This is a genomic window from Rhodococcus sp. MSC1_016 (genome assembly GCF_023667485.2).
Classification (GTDB): Bacteria; Actinomycetota; Actinomycetes; order Mycobacteriales; family Mycobacteriaceae; genus Rhodococcus_F; species Rhodococcus_F oxybenzonivorans.
Genome location: NZ_JAMOZI020000001.1, coordinates 2300228 through 2319421, shown reverse-complemented (window position 1 = coordinate 2319421; position 19194 = coordinate 2300228). Strand labels below are relative to the sequence as shown.

Sequence of the window (19194 nt, the reverse complement as noted above, 5' to 3'; positions counted from 1 at the left end):
GGCGAGGGAGGGCGATCAGATGGTCACGGTCTCGCCGCGGTCGACGTAGACGACGCGCTCGGCCAGCGAACGTTTCTCCATCTCGACCCGAAAGTCTCCCAGGGCCGAGGCGAACACGGTGTAGTCGTCGAAGTGGACGGGCACTACCCGGGGAAGATCGAGTAGCTCGACCGTGTCTGCGCCCTGCTGCGCGTCCATCGTCACCGTGAGCCCGAACGGTAGCCGGCGTCCGGCCGGCAGACGGGTACCACCGAGGTGCAGCACGCCGCCGTCGACGGGAGGAAATCGCTTCGGAATCTCCTGCAGTTCCTGCACGAAGAGGGTGTCTCCGGAGACGTACAGGCGACGTTCGACCGAACCCGAACGCGGGCCGAACTCCAGCATCGTCCCCATCACGGGCGGCAGCAGACGATGCGTCGACCCGGGCGCGTGGCGGCCGGGGAGGGATGTCACCGTCACCTGCACGTCGTCCTTCGAGATGGTGGTCGATTGCCACGTCCGTAGCCCGGAGGCCCGAGAGAACCCGCGGCGCACCAGTCGCTTCGCGGCGTGGGGTGTGGTGAGGACCGGGAGGTCGTGGTCGAGGTCTTTCTGGGCGGTGCGGTCCCAATGGTCGCCGTGCATGTGGGACAGGACGATCACATCGAGGGGCGGTAACTCGTCGATCCGCAGGGCCGGGTCCTTCAGGCGCCGCGACACCAGGCCGTAACCGAGATAGGCGTGCTGGCCGCGGTGCAGAAAATTGGGGTCGGTGAGCACGGTGATCGGGCCATAGCCGAGGAGAACGGTTGCGTTCCCCACGAAGGTCAGCGAGACAGTCATCACTGATCGGTCGTCATGCGTGCCCGCGAGCATCTATCCAGTCGAGAGCCTTGCGTACGGAGTCCCAGGTGGGGATCTTCGTGTCGAGTCCGGTGGCCTGAATGGGACGCAGCACCGCCCGGTTGCCGGCAAGCGCCCAGGTCATGTGCCGCTGCCGCGCGGACTCGGCGAACGTCGAGAGCACCGACAGCGCTGAGGTTCCGACGAAGTCGACGCCGGTCATGTCGATGACGAGCGCGGCGTCGTCCTGCGCGAGGTCGGCCAGCGCCAACGCGAACGACGGTGCGGCAAGCACGTCGATGTCACCCGAGATTCGGCCGATCGTGGCGCCCCCGGGCGCGGCCGCTTCGACCGCGACACCGATTTCGTGGTCGTGCGCGAGACGCGATCCCCGGTCGCAGTGCGGTGCGGCCACGGCGCTGACGCTGCGTGAAGATTTCATGACCCTCCGATCGCATGCAATCTGTGGGCGTCCGTGCGCGTCTCTTCGTTCCGCGGCGCGGGCACACCAAGCGCAAGCGTCGGTGGCCCGATGCCACGTACAGGGCGCACAACCTCCGTCCATTGCGCATCCTGTGGCGTCCGGACTGCGTGCGGCTGTGTTCTCAACCACGCGCGATCAACCCTACGTCCACGCACGGCGCGCTTTCAACCGATTGGCGGTTCCGATCGCTGGGTACGCTGCGCGAAGATCCACGCACCTGCGACCGAAATGTGGAGTGCAGATGGCCGAGATCGGCGAATTCGGGAAGCTTCGAGCGGCGCCGGGTTCACCTGTCGAATTACGGGTGACGGCCGAGTTCGATCAGCTTCCGGTGATCAGGGCGGTGGCCGAAACACTCGCTGCCCTCGCTGATTTCGGTGCCGACGAGGTAGCCGACATCAAGCTCGCGGTCGATGAGATCGCCTCCGAGCTGATCGGCGCCGTGGTCTCCGATGTGGATCTGACGTGTTCGTTCGTGACCTCGGATTCCGCGCTGGCCGTCACGGTGGCGGCCAGAATTCCGGCGGGCAACGTGCCGGACCGCGGGGCCTTCGGGTGGCGCGTCGTGGAGACGGTGACCGACGGCGTGACGGTCACCGAGAGTGAGCTCGATTCGGCGGCACCGGAACGGCAGGTGGCCGTCGAATTCGTCAAACATCGCGGACCGCAATGAGTGCCGGGCGGGGTGCTGTCCTCGTGTGGACGGTGCGCGGGCGGGTACTCGGCGAGGATACGCGCGGCTCGTGCTCGCGAAATGTCGAATCAGGACAGGGAGGATCGTCGCCATGACCGCTCAACCCCCGGATCCGGACCCGGCCGAGACCCCCGATCTCGAGCCGGGGGGTGGCGTCAGCCCCGGTTCGACCCCACCTGATGCGGCGCAGACCTCGGGGACGTCGTTCTCCGAGCCCCGGACCGGCAGACACTTTCCGCCTACGGGCATCGCGACAATGGTGGCAGTCGGTGCGATCGCCGCGGTGTTCCTGGCAATTGCCGTTCTGCTGATTCTCGACCTCGCCGGCGTGTTCGACTGAGTAGGAACGAGACCCGCGTCAGCTCGGGTCGTCGTCCTCGCCCTCGGCCTGATCCGGTTGATGTGTGCCGGACAGCAGATTCTCCGGGTCCGAATCCGGGTCTTCCGCCGGGTCGTAGGGCTTTTCGGACTCACTGCTCGTGCCTGGCGTTCCCGCGTCTTTCGTCATGGCAACTACTCAGTCCTTTCCTTGTCACTCACGTACGGCGTCGCGGTGTCGATGGTCATGGTCGCTGCCCGATTCCGGTCGCGAATTCCCGGAGCCGACCACCTACCGTGTCCCCGTGCAGGGGTGGCGTGGGCAACCCGGCACCATCGCGCAACCCACCGAGAAATTCCTCGAGGGTTTCCCGGGGCGTGTAGCGCGGCTGCCACCCCAATTCCGTCCGAGCTCTGGTCGTGTCCATGATCGGCAACTGCAGAACGGTGTCGAGGAGTCCGGGGGAGGCGGGTACCGCGTGGGTGTGCCACGCCGCCCACAGAACACCGCGGACCGCGGGCCGCGGAAGGGGAATCTGACGGGCACCGAAAAGTTCGGCGAGGTAGGCGCCATCGACAGGCGGTTCCGCCGCAAGGTTGAAGGCACCGCGCACCGGCCTGAGTACCGCCTGGACGTACGCCGCAGCCGCATCGGTGGTGTGCAGAATCTGCGCACGCAGATCCTCGACGAGGGGAACGGCCGGGATGAGCCCGCCCCGGACCAGCCGGCCGGTCAGCAGGGGCCCGACGAACAACCGACGCTGCGCGGTGGCCGACTCCCGCTTGAAGATGAAGCCGGGACGCATCCGCACCACCCGCATGTCCGGGTTGCTCAGCTCGTACGCGTCCAGCCACCGCTCGAGATACGCCTTCTCACGCGGGTAGGCGGCGCCGGGCCAGCCGTGGGTGGGCCAGTCCTCGGTGACGCCGGTGTCGGACGGCCCCGGCGAATACGCCGCGACCGAAGAGGCGTACACGAGGGCCGGTACCCGTTCCTCGGCCACGGCCTCGAACACGCGGATGGCACCGAGGACGTTGTTTTCGAATGTGACTTCCGGCTTGTGGGTGGGCTGGAACAACCAGGCGAGGTGGATGACGGCGTCGGCGCCCCGCACGATCGGCCGGAAGTCGTCGACGCCGGCATCGGCGAATATCCACCGGGTCTTCGAGCAGGTCCAGTCGGTGTGCCTGCGCGCTACGCCGACGATCTCGTCGACCGACGGCTCCTCGCTCAACGCCTCGACGATGCTCGTTCCGACATTGCCGGTGGCACCGACGACGACGACCTTCAGCCGCTGCTGCTCGCTCATGGCAGCCGAATACCCACCGAACGCACTCGTAATCGGCAGGGTCACCGGGTCCCGTCGAACGGCGATCGGCGGCGCAGCACAGGACTGTCTCCGGCATCGCCGCCGATGACGCCGCGTACCGCCGCGTCGAGCGTGTCCTGTGCCGAATACCGGGGTTCCCACTGAAGTTCGCGGCGGGCCCTGGCCGAATCGAGCAGGGGAACCGAATAGGCCAGATCGATCCACCCGCGGTGGACAGGTTGCAGGTGGGCACGCCACGTCACGTCGACGAGAAGCGTGAGCAGCGAGCGCGGCACGTGCACGGGGCGGGCGTGGAGCGCCGCACCGAAGTTGTCCGTGCCCAGCGGGGGATCGACCGACAGATTGAACGCCCCGGTTGCCCGCTCGAACACCATTCGAGCCAGCGCGTCGGCAACATCGTCGGCGTGGACGGCCGGGATCGCCAGCGAGCGGTCCAACGGGAGGAGCGGAAGAAACTTCAGAACGCCCGCGGGAATGCCCCGCGGCAGGGTGTAACGGCCGAGTTCACTGCCCGCTGCCTGCTGGCCGATGAATCCCGGCCGTACCCGGGTGACGGCCACCGAAGAGTTCTTTTCGAAGTCGTCGAGTCCCGCCTCGGCGGCGGCCTTGTCGACGCTGTACACCGAGCCCGGCACACCGCCGCGGGGTGCGGACTCGTCGACCGTCCGTCCGGGGGCCGGTGAGTACACCGCCCCGGACGACATATGGATCAGATGCGCGACACCGGCGGCCTCGGCTGCGGCCGCCACCGCCAGGGTGCCGTCCACGCCGACGCGTCGGAGGTAGTTCCGGTCGTGGGTGGGCTGGAACGCCCACACGAGGTGGATCACCGCGTCGGCGCCCTCGAAGATGGGCCGCAACAGGTCGATCGCATCGGGGTGCGCCACGTCGATCGCGTGCCACTGCAGCCCGTCGTACGGCGGGACCTGCGCGGGAGGTCGTCGTGCGAGCCCCACCAGCTCGAGGTCCTGGTCGAGGTGCTCGGATCCGCCTCGGAGCCGGTGGAGCAGGGAGGTGCCGACGTTACCGGTCGCCCCCGTGATGATCAGCCGCATCGCTGTGCCTCGCCGTCCCCGAGTCCGTTCGACACGAGCTGAAAGCCGGAATCTCTCAACACGGCGGGGTCCAGGAGGTTTCGCGTGTCGACGATCGCCTTGCGCTGGGCGAGTGTGCCGACGAGGTCCCAGTCGAGGGTTCGGAAGTCACTCCATTCGGTCAGAAGGACCAGCACCGCGGCGTCTTTCGCTACCAAGTAGGGGTCGTCGACCACTTGCACACCGGGGATCGTCGGGGAATCCGGCGACACTCCGGGATCGTAGGCGGTGAGCACGGCTCCTTCAGCGGACAGCGCGGCCGCGACGGTCAGCGCCGGCGAGTCGCGCACGTCGCAGGTGTCGGCTTTGAACGCCAGGCCCAGCAGCCCGATGCGTACCCCTTCGAGGGAGCCGCCTGCGTCGATCCCGGCGGCCTGCCGCGCTTTGGCGACCACCCGGTGCGCCTGCGCGGCATTCGTCTCGAGCGCCGCACGCAGCAAGGGAAACGACACGCCCCCGCGTTCCGAAGTCGCCAGCAAGGCGTGGGTGTCCTTGGGAAGGCACGATCCTCCCCAGCCGGGCCCGGGGTTCAGGAAGCTGGCCCCGATACGGTGGTCGGCGCCCATGGCCCGTCCGACGTCGCGGATGTCGGCGGCGAAGTGATCACACAGCTCGGCGAGGGTGTTCGCGTAGGACAACTTGAGTGCGAGGAACGCGTTACTCGCATACTTGGCGAGTTCGGCACTGGCCGGATCCATCCGCAGAACCGGCGCCTCGACGTCGGCGTAGAGGTCGACGACGCGTTGCCCGGCGCCCGCATCCGAGGCGCCGACGACGATGCGGTCGGGGTTCAGGAAGTCGTGTACCGCATGGCTTTCCCGCAGAAACTCCGGATTGCTCACCACGGTGATCCCATGGGGTTCGAGGCGTTCGCCGATGCGGATGGTGGTTCCCACCGGCACAGTCGATTTGGTCACCACGATACTGCCGGGTGCGAGCAGTGCCGCCAGTTCGGTAACCACGGCGTCGACGGAAGACAGATCGGCGGCGCCGTCCTCAGCCATGGGGGTGGGCACGCACACGAATACGGTGTCACACGACGCGAGTGCAGTCCGGTCGGTGGTGATGTGCAGGCGTTCCGATGCCACACCCTGCGTGACGAGCCGTTCGAGTTCCGGCTCGAGGAAGGGCAGCTCACCACTGCGCAGGGCCTCGACGCGGTGCGCGTCGATGTCCACCAGGGTGACTCGGTGTCCCAGATGGTAAAAGCCTGCGCCGCTGGTCAAGCCCACGTAGCCGGCGCCCACGACGCCGACATGCCGGTCAGACATCCAGCCCTCCTTCCATCACGTGCTTCTCTGCACATACCTCGCCCACGGCGCCCAGCACGTCCTCGACGGTGATCGCCGCGAGCCCGGGGTCGAGACTGTTCCCGTGCGGGTCACCGCGCCGTCCGGACCACAGGCACGCGTGCTGCGGGCGGCGAGGCGGCCCCCAGTGTGCGGGTGAGACCGGACCGAACAGGATCACCGACGGAGTGCGAAACGCGGTGGCCAGGTGCGCGATCCCGGTATCGCCGCACAGGATCAGTCGCGCATGGGCGACCACTGCCGCGGTCCCGCGCAGCGATGTCTCGCCCGCCAGGACGGCGCCCGGCGGCAGTCCGGCGGAATCGGCGACCGCTTCCGCGAGTGGCCGCTCACCTGCACTGCCCGTGACGACGATGCGATGCCCCTGGTCGGCGAGGACGCGGGCCACCGCTCCGAATCGGTCCACCGGCCAGCGGCGGGCTGGGGATGCCGCCCCGGGATGTATGACGACCGCGCCGGGTGCGGCGGACGCCTCCGGTGGCGGGGTGAGATCGAGATCTTCTGCATAACAGGGGATTCCGAACCATTCGAGGAGGGAACACCACCGCTGCACCTCGTGCTGGTCCGCCACCCATTCCGGCCCCGGGAGGTCCTGGTAGTCGGCGTGCCGATAGGTCAGGGTGCGGGGCGGATTCTGGCGCAGCAGATCCGCGATGCTCTCCGGGCCGCGCCCGTGGAGATTGACCGCCAGGTCGAGCTCTCCGCCGCGGAAGTCGAGGGCGCCGAGACCGGCGGTCGGGACGAGTTCGTCGACTGCGCCGATCAACTCCACGAGTGGCGCCAATCCCGTTGGGGCCGCGAGCGCAATCCGCCGGTCCGGACAGGACCGGCGGATCCCGCGCAGAGCGGGCACCGCGGTCAGGAGGTCACCGATACCGAGCGCGCGCAGGACGAGGACGGTCGGCGTCAGGGCCATGAGCTCTCGGTCGACGAGCACACGACCATCTCTCGAACCTCACATCCGGGGGGCTGGCTCAGGGCGAACAGCACCGTGTTCGCGACGTGCGCCGGATCGTTCAACTTGGCATCCGCCGGCGGCTTGTACTGCTCGTCGCGTCCGTCGAAGAAAGGAGTGGTCATTCCGCCGGGAATCAGCAGCGTGACGCCCACCTCGCCCGCGGTCTCGGCCGCGAGAGCCCGGGTGAATCCCACGACACCGAATTTGGCCGCGCAGTAGGCGGTGGCATCGCTGACCGCTTTGATCCCCAAGGTCGATGCACAGGTCACCACCGTTCCGCGGGATTCCTTCAGGTGCGGCAGCGCCGCACGAACCACCGCCACCGTACCCAGGAGATTGACGTGCACCACGCGCTCCCAGTCCTTGGTGGGGACGGTGTCGAGCCGGCCGCAACTGTCGATACCGGCGGCCGTGAACACGCCGTCCAGCCGCCCGCCCGCCCTCTCGACCAGATCGTGCACGGCCTGTTCCGCCGCACCGGAGTCGGCGAGGTCGGCAATCACGTACTCGACGTCACCCTCCGGCGCCACCCGGTCGATCACGAGCGGCCTACCACCGCGCTCCCGCACGGCGCGGACCGTCGCCGCGCCGAGACCGGACGCACCACCGGTGACGAGTACGGTACCGATCTGATCGTTGCTGGCTGTTGTCATCAGGGCTCCCTTCGAAAGTTGAGGGCCGTCACCGCGGCCCGGGGTAGTTGCGGCCGTCACGGGATTCGGCTCGAGTTGCCGCCCGGGCGGTCGCGAGCATCCGGGTCGTCGAGTAGCCGTCGACGACCCGCACGAACACCACGTCACCGCCGTGCCGCCGCACCACCTCCGCTTCCGGAATCTCCCTGTCTGCGTAGTCGTCGCCCTTCACCCACACATCCGGGCGCAGGCGTTCCAGAATTTCGGCGGGCGAGGACTCGTCGAAAATCACCACGGAGTCGACCGAACCGAGTTCGGACAACACCCGCGCGCGGTCCTCGGCACGTACGAGGGGACGGTCGGCGCCCTTCATGCGGCGCACCGAGTCGTCCGAATTGAGGCAGACGATCAGCGCGTCACCGAGCATGCGGGCCTGCTGAAGCAGGCTCACGTGCCCGCGGTGCAGCAGGTCGAAACAGCCGCCGGTCGCCACCAGCCGTCCACCGTTCCGGCGCACGCGGTCGGCGAACGCGTACGGGTCGGTGTGAGCGTCGCCGCCGCCGAAGGAAGGCGCGTGCGTGGAGGAACACACCGAGACCGCGGAGGCCCCGCCGAGGCCGACGAAGCGGGCGGCCGATTCGACCGCCGCGGTCACCGCCTGCTCGACCGAAGCCCCGTCCAGAAGTGCGGTGGCCGCCGCACTGGCGAAGCGATCTCCGGCACCGCACGTGTCGGGCCTGCTCGCCGCGGCGAGACGGGCCGATTCGGGGACGGCGATCATTCCGCTCGTGCCTGGTGACCGGGTGGCGAGTGCTGCCCCGGCGGCTCCGACCGTGACCGCCACCGCGTCGCTGTCCCACCGCACGGTCAGCCCGGCGGCCCGGTCGAGTGGTCCACGCGCGTTGGGTTCGGCTCGGGTGGCCTCCGCGTCGTTGGGTGTGATCAGCCGCGCGCCCGGCACCGGTGCCGGGCCGCGGGGATGGGGATCCCACACCACCGGAACGTGCGCGGCGCGCTCGGCGACGAGCGCCCGGATCTCGGGGTGGTTCGCCATTCCGCGTCCGTAATCCGACACGAGGATGGCACCCGCACCGGTGATCGCCTCCCGCACCTGGGCTCCCAACGGCTGGGTTGTTGCGATCCCGCCGCCGGAATCGAGGCGGACCAGGGACTGACCTCCCGCGCGGACCCGGGTCTTGCAGACCGTGGTGCCGACGAGGGGCACCGCGACGACCTCGACACCGGAGCCGAGCAGATTCGTGAGCCGGTCGGCGTCGGCGTCGGTGCCGAGGGCGGTGACGAGCACGACCTGCCCGGTGGATCTCGCTGCGAGGAGTGCGGCGAGGCCGGCGCCGCCGGGCCGTTCCCACCGCCGCTCCACGTCGACGACGGGCACCGGTGCCTCCGGGCACAACCTGTCCGCGCTACCTTCGATGTCGACGTCGAGCAGGGTGTCACCGATCACCACGAGCGGCGTCACGAGGTGACTCCCAGTTCGGCGTCGAGGGCGGCGCACAGCACATGCACCAGCGCAAGATGCATCTCCTGCACCGTCGCCACCGTGGGCGCTTCCACCGCGATGGCGTCATCGCACAGTGCGGCAAGAGGATTCGGTGCCGGACCCGTCAGAGCCCAGGTGGTCACGCCGATGTCGTGGGCGGCCTTGGCTGCGGCCACCACGTTGGGACTGGTTCCGCTGGTGGACAGAAGCACGAGGACGTCGCCGCGGCGTCCGTGCGCCCGGACCTGCCGGGCGAACAGCTCTTCGACGCCGTAGTCGTTGAGAATGGCGGTGGCGGCCGAGGTTTCGGCGTGCAGGGCGATGGCCGACAACGGCCGGCGTTCGTCGCGGAAACGGCCGACCAGTTCACCCGTCAGATGCTGCGCCTCAGCGGCGCTGCCCCCGTTCCCGCATGCCAGTAGCCGCCCATCGGCCGCGAAGATCTCGGCGAGGCGGCGGCCCCAGCGGGCGATGGTCGGTGCGCACATTCGGTTACGTGCCAGCGCATCACTGAGTTCCGCGAAATGCTCGACCGTGAACGTCCGGTCGTCTTCCGCTCTGTGGTCGTCGATCACGGCGTACCTCCTCCGTCGGTGCGGACATCCGGGTGCGCGGTCAACTGCTCGATGGCCGCGAGAACCTCCTCGGTGGTGACAGTGTCGAGACAGGGATGACCGGGCACGGGGCACTCGCGCGCCCGCGTCCCGGCGCAGGGTGCGTTCGCGCGCCCCAGAAGCCGGTGCGGAACCCCGTAGGGTGCCCACCTGTCGGCGGGCACCACCGGTGCGAAGAGGGACACCACCGGCGTGCCCACGGCCGCGGCGAGGTGCGCCGGCCCGGTATTCGGGGCCACCAGCACCCGCGCGCCGGCGAGGATTGCGGCCATTTCGAACATGTCGGTCGCGCCGCCCAGATCGGTGGCCCAGTCCCCGGCGACGTCGCGGGTGAGATCCCGTTCCCCAGGTGTCCCGGTGACCAGCACGCGAAGACCCGCCGCCACCAGTCCGCGGACCAGGTCGCGGCTCCGATCCACGGACATCCGGCGGGCGGGCACCGCCGCCCCGGGATGGACGACGATGTACGGGGTGTCCCCGGTGACGGTGGATACGTCGGGCAGGGGTCGCCGAACCTCGAGCCGGCCGTGGTCACCGGCCGGCAGCGCGTACCCCGCGGCGGTGGCCAGCGACAGCGCGCGCTCGGCCTCGGGCGGGTCGCCGCCGACATGATGGCGTAGGTCGAGCAGTGCCCCGGGGTAGTCCTCGCTGATCGCCCCGATCCAGGGCACCGCGGCCATCCGGAGTACGAGGGCGAGGGGGAGCGGTGACTGGTGGAACGAGGTGAGGATCAGCGCGCGGTCGAGTTCGAGTGTCTCGACCTGTTTGATCAGTTGGTGCACCGATTCGGCGGTGACGGGGGAGTGCTCGAAGTCGACCCACGGCGCCTGCCACTCGATGATGTCGTCGACGCCGGGCAGCAGTTGCGCCGCCGCACGGCCGCGGGGGCCGACCAGCATGGTGAGGCGGGCGCTCGACTGCGCCACGGCCCGAACCGCCGGACCGGCGAGCAGGACGTCGCCGGCGCTGTCCAACCGGGCCACCAACGCGTTCCCCGTCATCGCCGATCTCCCATCGCCAGAGCGACCGCGGCCACGAGAGTCGGGGCCACGGCCGCCTTGCGGTGCGCGGCCGCCACCTCCTCGGGCAGTGTCCGCGTCGTCGGGACGAGGACCGCACGCGCACCGGCGGTCAGGGCGGCGTCGACGTCCGCTCCGGTGTCGCCGATCAGCACGCAGCGGCGTACATCCACCCCCAGTTCCTCCGCTGCCCGCCGGACCATCGTGGGATGCGGTTTGCGGCACTCGCAGCCGTCGGCGGCGTCGTGCGGGCACACCTGCCAGGTGTCGAACGGCCCGAGAACCTCCTCGACCCGCGAATTGACCGCGGCCAGCCGCTCCGGGGAGATCAGGCCCTTCGCGACGCCCGACTGGTTGCTGATCACCCCGATCGGAACCCCGTGTGCGCGCAACCGCCCGAGAAGTTCGACCGCACCGGGAACGGGCCGCACGAGGTCCGGGTCCGAAAGATAGGGCACGTCGACGATGATCGTGTCGTCTCGATCGAACAGGACGGCGGCCGGACGTTCCCGCTCGGCCCGGCGCACCTGAAACTCCCCGCGCAGCCGCCACCCGCACGCGACGGGGGGAATGAGGACGCTGGTGAGCGCCATTCGGAACACCTCGCGGGGAGTACGCGGTCCGGGAAGGATTCGGCGCACCGCGAAGTCGACGGTGCTGCCGGCCCACAGTGCACCGGCGACCACCGCCGCCCGCCGCTTGCCGACCAGGCCCAGCGCCAGGGCCAGACTTCCCGCCGCGGTCGCGAGGACGTGTCCCCGCATGCGTCCGGGACCCTCGCCGATCTCGTGCCGCCAGTGCGGGCCGAACTTGCGGCGCATCAGGGCGTTGTCCGCATTGCCGGCCTGCGCCCGCACACTCGTCAACATGGTCCCGCGTCCCGGCGGATGCGTGGTGACGCGGGCGCCGTCGACGATGCGGTACCCGGCGCGAATCACGCGCAGCGCCAGGTCGGCGTCTTCCCGGAAGGCGCGGGGAAACCGCTCGTCGAAGCCACCGACGGCCTGGAGCGCGGACCGGCGATACGCCATGTCGGCGGTGATCCATCGGGCACCGGCCAGGGCTGCGGTCCTGCGTTCGTCGTCATCGGGCGGGCGGGACGTCGGGAGCGGCACCACGATGCGTGCCTGCGACGCTCCGACCGGGTCGTCCGCCGCGGCCGCGGCGGCCTCCTTCAGGTCGGCGGCGAGGTCGTCGAACCAGGTGGGCGCGACCAACACGTCGTCGTCGAGGAACGCGATCCATCGGCTCGCCGCCGCCCGCCAACCGACGTTGCGGGCGGCCGCCGGACCGCGGCCTCCCGAGGTGAGGAGCCGCACGGGCAGATCGCCGGTAGGCACCTGGAGTGGGCCGTGGTCGCCGGGACGGTCGTCGACCACCACGATCTCGTGCGGCCGCGGACCCGTGGCGGAGGCGAGCGCCCCGAGGAGACGTTCGAGACTCGGCCTGCCCACCGTCGGGATCACGACCGAGTAGGCGACTGCACTGTCTCCAGGTGCAGTGTCTCCAGGTGCGCTGTCTTCCACTGCGCTGGGTCCGCGCCGATCGTCCTCGCTCATGACCGGGTTCACCGACCGGTCACCGACGGCCGCGTCACCACGAAAGGCCCGATCGCCAGCAGGTCGACGGGGGCCGAACCGAAACACTCGAGCGCGTCGCGGGGGCTGTCGACCATCGGCCGGCCTGCGGTGTTGAGGCTGGTATTCACGACGACCGGCAGGCCCGTGAGCCTCTCGAACTCGGTCAGCATGCGCGCGACCAGTGGCTCGGCCCCCTCGTCCACGGTCTGGATGCGCGCGGTGCCGTCCACGTGGGTGACCGCCGGGATCCGGTCCCGCCACGCGGGGTGCACGTCGTGCACGAACAGCATGTAGGGGCTCGGTATCGGCCCGCGGCTGAAGATGTCGGCGACGCGATCCGCCGCGACCATCGGCGCCACCGGGCGGAACTGTTCCCGGCCCTTGACGTCGTTGAGTCGTTCGAGGTTCTCGGCGCGGCCGGGGTGAGCCAGGAGGGAACGGTGCCCGAGGGCCCGGGGACCGAATTCGGCGCGTCCCTGAAACCAGGCGACGATCTTGTCGTCGGCCAGCGCCTCGGCCACGACGGCCGCGACATCGTCCGGTTCCGTGAACGGGACCTTCGCGGCGACGAGGGCTCCCCGGATCTCCTCGTCGGAGAATCCGCGGCCGAGGGCGGCGCCCGTCCACCGGGGCGGCGGTTCACTCGCCTCGGCGGCGATGGCGAGCGCGGCGCCGAGTGCGGTCCCGGAATCACCTGCGGCGGGCTGTATCCACACCTGTTCGAACGGACTGTCGGTGTGGATGCGGGTGTTGGCAACACAATTGAGGGCGATACCGCCGGCCAGGGTCAGTTGGGTGGCATTGGTGCGCCGGTGCAGCCACGAACACAACTCCAGCAGGACTTCTTCGAGGCGGGTCTGGATGGAGCACGCGAGATCGGCGTGTTCGGGGGCGAATTCGCCGTCCGGGGCGCGGCGGGGAGCAAGCGTGTCCCAGTCGATCGGCAGGGTCCGGAATCCGCCGTCGTCGGTGGTGACGACCCGTTCGCGAAGGTACTCGAGATGGCGGGGTTTGCCGTACGACGCGAGCGCCATCACTTTGTACTCGTCGCTCGAGCGCGCGAACCCGAGATACTCCGTCAGGTCCTCGTACATCAATCCGAGCGAGTGTGGAAGCTGCTGCGTGGCAAGGATATCCAACTTCCTGTCGCGGTACTCACCGGCAAGCATCGAGGTACTCTCACCGCGTCCGTCGAGGGTGAGGACGGCCCCGTCGCCGAAGGGGGCGACGAGCCCGGCGGACGCCGCGTGCGCGACATGGTGCCGCACGAACTGCACCTTGTCGGGGTCGAGGCCGGGTAATGCGGTGGCGAGAAAGCGCGGCGCGCGACGCGCATACGTGGTGCGCAGCTCTTCCCACCCGGGATCGAGGCCGTCGAGACTGTGGTCGACGAGTTCCGGGTCGTACGAGTAGCCGACGGCGTCGAGATCCTGCGGACGGAGCCCACCGACCTCGAGACACCACCTGGCAGCCTGCTCGGGTAATTCCCAGGTGGAGAAGGGTACCGGCCGCTTCCCGTGTTTCCGCCGGGAGAATCGTTCCTCCTCGGCGGCGGCCACGATCTGCCCGTCGACGACGAGCGCGGCCGCGGAATCGTGGAAGACGGCATTGATGCCCAGAATCCGCATAGCGCCTCTCTCGTTGTGCTCGATTCGGATGACCAACGTGGCACGGAACGGTGTCGCCCGATCTGGGTGGCGATTACCCTCGGAAAGGGACCATAAACACCTATAGGTGATTTACCCGTTCACGCCGCCGCGGAGCGCTCCGTGACCCATCGGACCGTGCGACGCAGCCCCTCGTCGGCGCCGACGCGCGGTGCCCAGCCGAGCGCGCTCCGGGCGCGGGCGATATCCGGACATCGCTGCTGGGGATCGTCCTGAGCAGCGGGTATGTGCACGATCGGCGATCTGCTGCCGGTGAGATCGAGGATGCGTTCCGCCACGGACAGGACCGTCATCTCGTCCGGATTCCCGATGTTGACCGGACCCCGCTCCCTCGATTCGGCGAGCGCGCACAGACCGGCGACGGTGTCGGTGACGAAACAGATCGACCGCGTCTGCCGTCCCGTCCCCGCCACGGTGATCGGTTCGCCGCGCAAGGCTTGACCGAGGAAGGTGGGGATCATGCGCCCGTCGGCGTCGCGCATCCTCGGCCCGTAGGTGTTGAAGATTCGCGCGATGGCGATATCGCAGAGCCCCGCACGGCCGTACGCCGCGCACAGCGCCTCCGCGTACCGCTTGGCCTCGTCGTACACACTGCGCGGACCCACCGGGTTGACATTTCCCCAATAGCTCTCGCGCTGAGGATGTTCCAGTGGGTCTCCGTACACCTCACTCGTCGAGGCGAGCAGGAACCGGCCCCCCTGCGCCACCGCCAGATCGAGTCCGTTCTTCGTACCGTGCGACCCGGCCAGCAGGGTTTGCACCGGCAGTCGTTGATAGTCGACCGGCGACGCCGGCGACGCGAGGTGAAAGACGACGTCGACCGAACCGACGTCGGGAAACGGTTCGCTCACGTCGTGGTCGACGTACTCGAACAGGGGGGAGTCGCGCAGTGCCTGCACGTTGGCCGGAGTGCCGGTCGACCCGTTGTCCATGCAGCACACCGCTGTACCCGACCGGACCAGTTCCTCACACAGGTGGGAACCGACGAAGCCGGCGCCACCGGTGACCAATGCGCGTTCGAATCGTGTCATGAGCGTGTGGCCCCGGGTTCCGGTTACCGCGCGACGACGGAACCGGCGCCCTGCTCGGACGGGTTGATGCGCTGATAGGCCCGCACCGTGTCCGAGGCGATCCGATCCCAGGAGTACCGGGAACGGGCCCGGTCGTGACCGGCGGCACCGAAGGCGGCGCGCGCCGAGTCGTCGGCCAGTAGGCGTCGTAGCGCCGCTGCCAGCGCATCAGGATCCCGTGGGGGCACCAGCCGACCCGTTCCGCCGTCGACCACCGTGTCCAGCATGCCGCCCACCGCGGCGGCGACGACGGGAACGCCGCAGGCCATGGCCTCGACAGGGACGATGCCGAACGGCTCGTACCACGGCGTGCACACCACGGCGTCGGCCGAGCGCAGCAGGGCGGGCATCCGTTCCCGGCTGATCTGGCCGGGCATCAGGACGCGATCCCGCACCCCGAGCTCGTCGGCGAGGTGGAGCAGCCTGGCGGCCTCGGGGTCCTCGGCGAGGCAGCCGTGCGCGGGACCGCCCGCGATCACCAGCTCCATATCGGGCAGCTGCGGGAGAGCGGAGATGGCGATGTCGAACCCTTTCCTGGGCACCAGCCGCCCCACGGTGACGAGCCGGTGACGCGCCCGCGTCGGTTCCACCGGGCCGGTGGGGGTGAACAAGTCGAGGTCCACCCCGCACGGCACAACGGAAACACTCGAACGGCGAAGACCCATCCGCACCAGTTCGAACACCTCGTCCGAGCAGGTGGCCACGATGCGGTCGGCGGCTTTCGCGAGATCGAGCTCGAGCCGAATCCTGTCGTGCGGGCTGGTGTCGGCATCACCCTGATAGCGACGTTTCACCACGCCCAGCGCATGAAACGTCTGCACCGTCGGCACGCCGAGGGGGCGGGCAGCGGACTGGGTGGCCAGTCCGGACATCCAGAAGTGGGCGTGGGCGACATCCGGTCGGTCCGCGGCCCAGGCACCGCGCAGGTAGACCCCGAAATCGTCCATCCACGGCAGCAGGTCGTCCTTCGGGAGAACCCGGGGCGGACCCGCCGGCACATGAACCACCCGATAACCGGCGGGAGTCGGGACCTCGTCGGGCAGCGTGGTCGAATCGCGACGGGTGTACACGGTCACTTCGTGTCCCATCCTGACCAGGCCGGCCGACAGTTCGGAGACATGCACGTTCTGTCCGCCGGCGTCAACGCCACCGAGAGCGGCAAGGGGACTGGCGTGTTCGGACACCATCGCGATTTTCATCATCCTCCGTCCCGGCTCGCGCCGTTTCTGTTGTGCGGGTGTTCTATTCGGAAGTCTCGGCCAAGAGTTCGTCCCACCGATCGAGGAAGGTGCCCAACCCGAAGTTCTGGAGGGCGAAGTCGCGCGCCGCCTTCCCGTACAACTCGGCCCGGTCCGGTTCGTGCACGAAATCGGCGACGGCGCGTGCGAGTACAGAGACATCGGCGGCGATGACTCCGGCCTCCGGCGGAACCGAAGTCGGCACCTCCGTCGATGCCACCGCCACCACAGGCATTCCGAGGTGCATCGCCTCGACGAGCGACAGCCCGAGCGAAGTCCAGCGCGCCGTGTGCACGAACACGCGTCGCCGGGCGACCTCACGGTGCAGTTCGGCGGTGAGCAGATCACCACCTCCACGCACGCGACCTTCCGATCCGGGCGGTGTCCAGGTGTCCGTTCCGATTCCGAACACATCCACCGGCGCCGCCGCCGCGAGGGTCGGCAGCAGATCGCTGCCGGTCACCCGCCACCGTCGCTGCGGTTCGTTGATCATCGTCACGGCCCTCGGTAGTTCACCGGTGTAGAGGTGTCCCGGGTCGACGATCCCGTGGGAGATCACGTGCGTGCGGGCAGAACCGTTGTCCCACATCAGGTTATTGAAATGAGTGACGTGGACGATCGGTATGTCGGACTGGCCGGCGAGTGGATGCGGGGTGGTGGCGGCACCGGCGGCGGGGGTGTTGTGTTCGAGATACAGTGCAGGAACGTCGCGTCCGGGCTGCCGCCCGAGCCATTCCTGCGCGAGTTCGAGTTCGTGTGGGCGCTGCAGGACCACGACGTCCACATTCGATCGGCGCAGCTCCTCGGGAGAGACCTCGCGGGCAGATTCCGGCCAGGGGCGACCGCAGCGGCCACGTCCCCAGTCCCCACCCTCCGGCAGGGTCGGGATCAGGTACCGGTGGCGGCCCTGAACGAACGCCGTGGTCCACGCACCGTGTACGTGCCACAGCACGATGTCGAGTTCGCGCTTCGGCATGCGTACAGAGTGTCCCGAAGAAGGAGAAGTAAACCGACCACCCCGGGAATGGGCGCCGCGAGGGGCGTCACGACGCACGGCTGCAGGCCCCGTGACTCCTCGGCCCGGGGCCTGCAGTCGAACTGCTCGTCCTATTTACCCTGCTCGGCGCGCTGCCGGGCTTCTTCGGCCGCCGCCTCGCCGCGTGCCTTCTCGGCTGCTGCTTCCTTCTCCGCGACTTCGCGCTGAGCCTCGGCCTTGTCCTGCTGCGCCTGCCCTTCGCGAGTCATGCCGTCGTTGCCGGTCACAGCTCCCGCTGCTTCCTTCGCTTTGCCCTTGACGTCTTCGACGACACCCTTGACACCCTCGGCCGGACCTGACTTGTCGTCTGCCACTGAGATGCACCTCCTGGTCGGTGGACGCGCGCACGGACAATCCCCGCACACACGCTCCGACTACCCGGGCGCCGTAGCGGCCAAACGACAGCGATCCCTTCGGCGTGTGCTGCGTATTCGGCTCCCGCTGAGGGGGACACCGCGCGTCCGGGGCCCGCTCCGCTTCTTATTCTGAGGCCGAGAGTAGAACCGCCCAGCTCCTGTTAGGGGATTCACCGTGACAGATCCGGACATGCGCACGAACTCGGTGGCGGTCGTCACGGGTGCGGGGAGTGGGATCGGAGCAGGACTCGCCAGGACGGCAAGGCGGCGCGGTATGCAGCTGGTACTCGCTGACGTCGACGCCGCGGCCGTGCACGACCTTGCCGCGGAACTGGGCGGCGATACCATCGCCGTTCCCACCGACGTCGCGGATCCGGCGGCCGTGGACGCCCTCGCCGACGCCGCCTTCGAAACCTTCGGCCGAGTCGATCTGCTGTTCAACAATGCGGGCATCATGCGGGCCGGGTTCATCTGGCAACTCGCTGAATCCGACTGGGACACCGTGCTCGGCGTCAACGTGAGAGGCGTCGTCAACGGAATCCGAGCGTTCGTCCCCAGAATGATCGACCAGGACGGCACCAGTCGTGTGGTGAACACCGCCTCCGTCGGCGGATTCGCACCAGGACCGATGATGTCGCCGTACAGCGCGTCGAAGTTCGCGGTGGTTGCCCTGACCGAATGCCTGCAGATGGAACTGGCGATGGTCGAAGCCCCGGTGTCCGCAAGCGTCCTCGCACCAGGACCGGTGAACACCTCCGTGTTCGAGAATCCCTACGGCCGGGTGTCGCACCCCGCAGTCGAGCGGATGGTCACGCAGATGCGGGACCTGCTCACCACGCACGGCCTCGACACGGACACCTTCGCCGATCGGGTCTTCGACGGCATCGATCGCGGCGACTTCTGGCTCGCACCGCAGGGGGACCACCTCGACGAGATGGTCAGAGAACACACCGCCGGCATCCTCGAACGGCGAGAACCCCTGATACGGGGCTCTTTTCGCTGACTTCGCCCCGTCTCCAGCCGGGACAGTCACCGCCGCAACCAGGGGAGGGGAAATCCTCCGGTCAGCCGATAGGGGATACAGCCCGGATCAATGACCTTCCTGGTCGCTGAGCGATTCTCCGTCGAGGGCCTTGACTCGCTTGCGCTCGAGGAGCACGAGTGTGGCGCCGCCGATGAGGCACACCACACAGATGATGGCGCCGATCACGGCCCAGCCTTCGAAACCGTAACCTGCTCCGACCAGTGTCGCCCCGAGCGCAGCGATTCCGGCGGCGATCAGGAAATACCCCGGCCAGTTGCGACTGTCGGTGATCGCTTCCCCGGCGTGCCCGCGGATGGTCCGCGCGTCGTCCTGGGGACGCTCGTTCTCTGAGGGGCCCTTCCCGGCCCCGGTATCCGGCTGATACGTCACTGCTGCCGACCTCCTGTGCTCATGTGACCTCGTCTATACGGACGATCCGGTGACGC

At 68.9% G+C, this 19194-nt stretch carries 21 protein-coding genes; 3 read left to right on the top strand and 18 right to left on the bottom strand.

Translation table 11 applies throughout. From position 1 onward, the window contains the following. Positions 1 to 15 precede the first annotated feature (15 nt). Positions 16 to 822, bottom strand: a complete 807-nt coding sequence (locus L1080_RS10905) for an MBL fold metallo-hydrolase (RefSeq protein ID WP_250768168.1) — start codon at positions 820 to 822, stop codon at positions 16 to 18. Positions 823 to 835: 13 nt separating this feature from the next. Further along, positions 836 to 1264 (bottom strand): STAS domain-containing protein, encoded by a 429-nt coding sequence (locus L1080_RS10900; RefSeq protein ID WP_159922330.1) that lies wholly within the window; start codon positions 1262 to 1264, stop codon positions 836 to 838. Positions 1265 to 1547: 283 nt separating this feature from the next. Here L1080_RS10900 and L1080_RS10895 point away from each other — a divergent pair, with 283 nt between their 5' ends. Together L1080_RS10895 and L1080_RS10890 are read left to right on the top strand one after the other, a co-directional pair. Beyond that, complete coding sequence (locus L1080_RS10895; protein WP_159922332.1) at positions 1548 to 1979, top strand: ATP-binding protein; 432 nt, start codon at positions 1548 to 1550, stop codon at positions 1977 to 1979. A gap of 112 nt (positions 1980 to 2091) precedes the next feature. After that, positions 2092 to 2340 (top strand): DUF6480 family protein, encoded by a 249-nt coding sequence (locus L1080_RS10890; RefSeq protein WP_159922334.1) that lies wholly within the window; start codon positions 2092 to 2094, stop codon positions 2338 to 2340. An 18-nt stretch (positions 2341 to 2358) separates the two neighbouring features. Here L1080_RS10890 and L1080_RS10885 read toward each other — a convergent pair whose 3' ends face one another. The 15 genes from L1080_RS10885 to mbp1 form a co-directional block, all read right to left on the bottom strand. Continuing rightward, positions 2359 to 2508: a hypothetical protein gene (locus L1080_RS10885; protein ID WP_204164929.1), complete on the bottom strand. Its 150-nt coding sequence runs from the start codon at positions 2506 to 2508 to the stop codon at positions 2359 to 2361. A gap of 55 nt (positions 2509 to 2563) precedes the next feature. Then, positions 2564 to 3628, bottom strand: a complete 1065-nt coding sequence (locus L1080_RS10880) for an NAD-dependent epimerase/dehydratase family protein (RefSeq protein WP_250768165.1) — start codon at positions 3626 to 3628, stop codon at positions 2564 to 2566. Positions 3629 to 3669: 41 nt separating this feature from the next. Beyond that, a complete protein-coding gene (locus tag L1080_RS10875) occupies positions 3670 to 4704 on the bottom strand; it encodes an NAD-dependent epimerase/dehydratase family protein (protein WP_250768162.1) in 1035 nt (344 codons plus the stop codon). Then, positions 4695 to 6014, bottom strand: coding sequence for a UDP-glucose dehydrogenase family protein (locus tag L1080_RS10870; protein WP_250768160.1), 1320 nt, complete (start codon positions 6012 to 6014; stop codon positions 4695 to 4697). Before L1080_RS10870 ends, L1080_RS10875 begins: the two co-directional genes overlap by 10 nt. Further along, a complete protein-coding gene (locus tag L1080_RS10865; protein ID WP_250768157.1) occupies positions 6007 to 6969 on the bottom strand; it encodes a glycosyltransferase family 9 protein in 963 nt (320 codons plus the stop codon). Before L1080_RS10865 ends, L1080_RS10870 begins: the two co-directional genes overlap by 8 nt. After that, complete coding sequence (locus L1080_RS10860; protein ID WP_109329885.1) at positions 6960 to 7664, bottom strand: SDR family oxidoreductase; 705 nt, start codon at positions 7662 to 7664, stop codon at positions 6960 to 6962. The genes L1080_RS10865 and L1080_RS10860 overlap by 10 nt, the downstream gene beginning before the upstream one ends. A 28-nt stretch (positions 7665 to 7692) precedes the next feature. Beyond that, entirely contained in the window at positions 7693 to 9123 is a 1431-nt protein-coding gene (locus L1080_RS10855; protein WP_250768154.1) for a PfkB family carbohydrate kinase, read from the bottom strand. Next, the gene (locus tag L1080_RS10850; protein ID WP_159927196.1) at positions 9120 to 9632 is read right to left on the bottom strand and encodes a D-sedoheptulose-7-phosphate isomerase; all 513 of its coding nucleotides are present in this window, start codon (positions 9630 to 9632) and stop codon (positions 9120 to 9122) included. The genes L1080_RS10855 and L1080_RS10850 overlap by 4 nt, the downstream gene beginning before the upstream one ends. 83 nt (positions 9633 to 9715) lie before the next feature. Then, the gene (locus tag L1080_RS10845; RefSeq protein WP_250768151.1) at positions 9716 to 10759 is read right to left on the bottom strand and encodes a glycosyltransferase family 9 protein; all 1044 of its coding nucleotides are present in this window, start codon (positions 10757 to 10759) and stop codon (positions 9716 to 9718) included. Beyond that, positions 10756 to 12336: an HAD-IIIA family hydrolase gene (locus tag L1080_RS10840; protein WP_250768146.1), complete on the bottom strand. Its 1581-nt coding sequence runs from the start codon at positions 12334 to 12336 to the stop codon at positions 10756 to 10758. Before L1080_RS10840 ends, L1080_RS10845 begins: the two co-directional genes overlap by 4 nt. Before the next feature lie 8 nt (positions 12337 to 12344). After that, positions 12345 to 13985, bottom strand: a complete 1641-nt coding sequence (locus L1080_RS10835; protein WP_250768143.1) for a carbamoyltransferase family protein — start codon at positions 13983 to 13985, stop codon at positions 12345 to 12347. A gap of 119 nt (positions 13986 to 14104) precedes the next feature. Continuing rightward, entirely contained in the window at positions 14105 to 15055 is a 951-nt protein-coding gene (locus tag L1080_RS10830) for a UDP-glucuronic acid decarboxylase family protein (RefSeq protein WP_250768140.1), read from the bottom strand. Between the two features lie 23 nt (positions 15056 to 15078). Beyond that, positions 15079 to 16293, bottom strand: coding sequence for a glycosyltransferase (locus L1080_RS10825; RefSeq protein ID WP_250768574.1), 1215 nt, complete (start codon positions 16291 to 16293; stop codon positions 15079 to 15081). A 43-nt stretch (positions 16294 to 16336) separates the two neighbouring features. Next, positions 16337 to 17308, bottom strand: coding sequence for a glycosyltransferase (locus tag L1080_RS10820; RefSeq protein WP_250768137.1), 972 nt, complete (start codon positions 17306 to 17308; stop codon positions 16337 to 16339). 131 nt (positions 17309 to 17439) lie between these two features. Beyond that, entirely contained in the window at positions 17440 to 17682 is a 243-nt protein-coding gene (mbp1, locus tag L1080_RS10815) for a microaggregate-binding protein 1 (protein ID WP_109329899.1), read from the bottom strand. A gap of 217 nt (positions 17683 to 17899) precedes the next feature. On the opposite strand from mbp1, the gene L1080_RS10810 reads away from it, so the two are divergent. Further along, the gene (locus L1080_RS10810) at positions 17900 to 18727 is read left to right on the top strand and encodes an SDR family NAD(P)-dependent oxidoreductase (protein ID WP_159922358.1); all 828 of its coding nucleotides are present in this window, start codon (positions 17900 to 17902) and stop codon (positions 18725 to 18727) included. A gap of 87 nt (positions 18728 to 18814) precedes the next feature. Here the strand turns inward: L1080_RS10810 and L1080_RS10805 are convergent, their stop codons facing one another. Next, complete coding sequence (locus L1080_RS10805; protein ID WP_159922360.1) at positions 18815 to 19138, bottom strand: hypothetical protein; 324 nt, start codon at positions 19136 to 19138, stop codon at positions 18815 to 18817. Positions 19139 to 19194 lie beyond the last annotated feature (56 nt).

Excerpts from the sequence above, each read along its gene's own strand:
- L1080_RS10905 (WP_250768168.1), bottom strand. The coding sequence starts at position 822 with ATGACTGTCTCGCTGACCTTCGTGGGGAACGCAACCGTTCTCCTCGGC.
- L1080_RS10900 (WP_159922330.1), bottom strand. The coding sequence starts at position 1,264 with ATGAAATCTTCACGCAGCGTCAGCGCCGTGGCCGCACCGCACTGCGAC.
- L1080_RS10895 (WP_159922332.1), top strand. The coding sequence starts at position 1,548 with ATGGCCGAGATCGGCGAATTCGGGAAGCTTCGAGCGGCGCCGGGTTCA.
- L1080_RS10890 (WP_159922334.1), top strand. The coding sequence starts at position 2,092 with ATGACCGCTCAACCCCCGGATCCGGACCCGGCCGAGACCCCCGATCTC.
- L1080_RS10885 (WP_204164929.1), bottom strand. The coding sequence starts at position 2,508 with ATGACGAAAGACGCGGGAACGCCAGGCACGAGCAGTGAGTCCGAAAAG.
- L1080_RS10880 (WP_250768165.1), bottom strand. The coding sequence starts at position 3,628 with ATGAGCGAGCAGCAGCGGCTGAAGGTCGTCGTCGTCGGTGCCACCGGC.
- L1080_RS10875 (WP_250768162.1), bottom strand. The coding sequence starts at position 4,704 with ATGCGGCTGATCATCACGGGGGCGACCGGTAACGTCGGCACCTCCCTG.
- L1080_RS10870 (WP_250768160.1), bottom strand. The coding sequence starts at position 6,014 with ATGTCTGACCGGCATGTCGGCGTCGTGGGCGCCGGCTACGTGGGCTTG.
- L1080_RS10865 (WP_250768157.1), bottom strand. The coding sequence starts at position 6,969 with ATGGCCCTGACGCCGACCGTCCTCGTCCTGCGCGCGCTCGGTATCGGT.
- L1080_RS10860 (WP_109329885.1), bottom strand. The coding sequence starts at position 7,664 with ATGACAACAGCCAGCAACGATCAGATCGGTACCGTACTCGTCACCGGT.
- L1080_RS10850 (WP_159927196.1), bottom strand. The coding sequence starts at position 9,632 with ATGTGCGCACCGACCATCGCCCGCTGGGGCCGCCGCCTCGCCGAGATC.
- L1080_RS10845 (WP_250768151.1), bottom strand. The coding sequence starts at position 10,759 with ATGACGGGGAACGCGTTGGTGGCCCGGTTGGACAGCGCCGGCGACGTC.
- L1080_RS10840 (WP_250768146.1), bottom strand. The coding sequence starts at position 12,336 with ATGAGCGAGGACGATCGGCGCGGACCCAGCGCAGTGGAAGACAGCGCA.
- L1080_RS10835 (WP_250768143.1), bottom strand. The coding sequence starts at position 13,985 with ATGCGGATTCTGGGCATCAATGCCGTCTTCCACGATTCCGCGGCCGCG.
- L1080_RS10830 (WP_250768140.1), bottom strand. The coding sequence starts at position 15,055 with ATGACACGATTCGAACGCGCATTGGTCACCGGTGGCGCCGGCTTCGTC.
- L1080_RS10825 (WP_250768574.1), bottom strand. The coding sequence starts at position 16,293 with ATGAAAATCGCGATGGTGTCCGAACACGCCAGTCCCCTTGCCGCTCTC.
- L1080_RS10820 (WP_250768137.1), bottom strand. The coding sequence starts at position 17,308 with ATGCCGAAGCGCGAACTCGACATCGTGCTGTGGCACGTACACGGTGCG.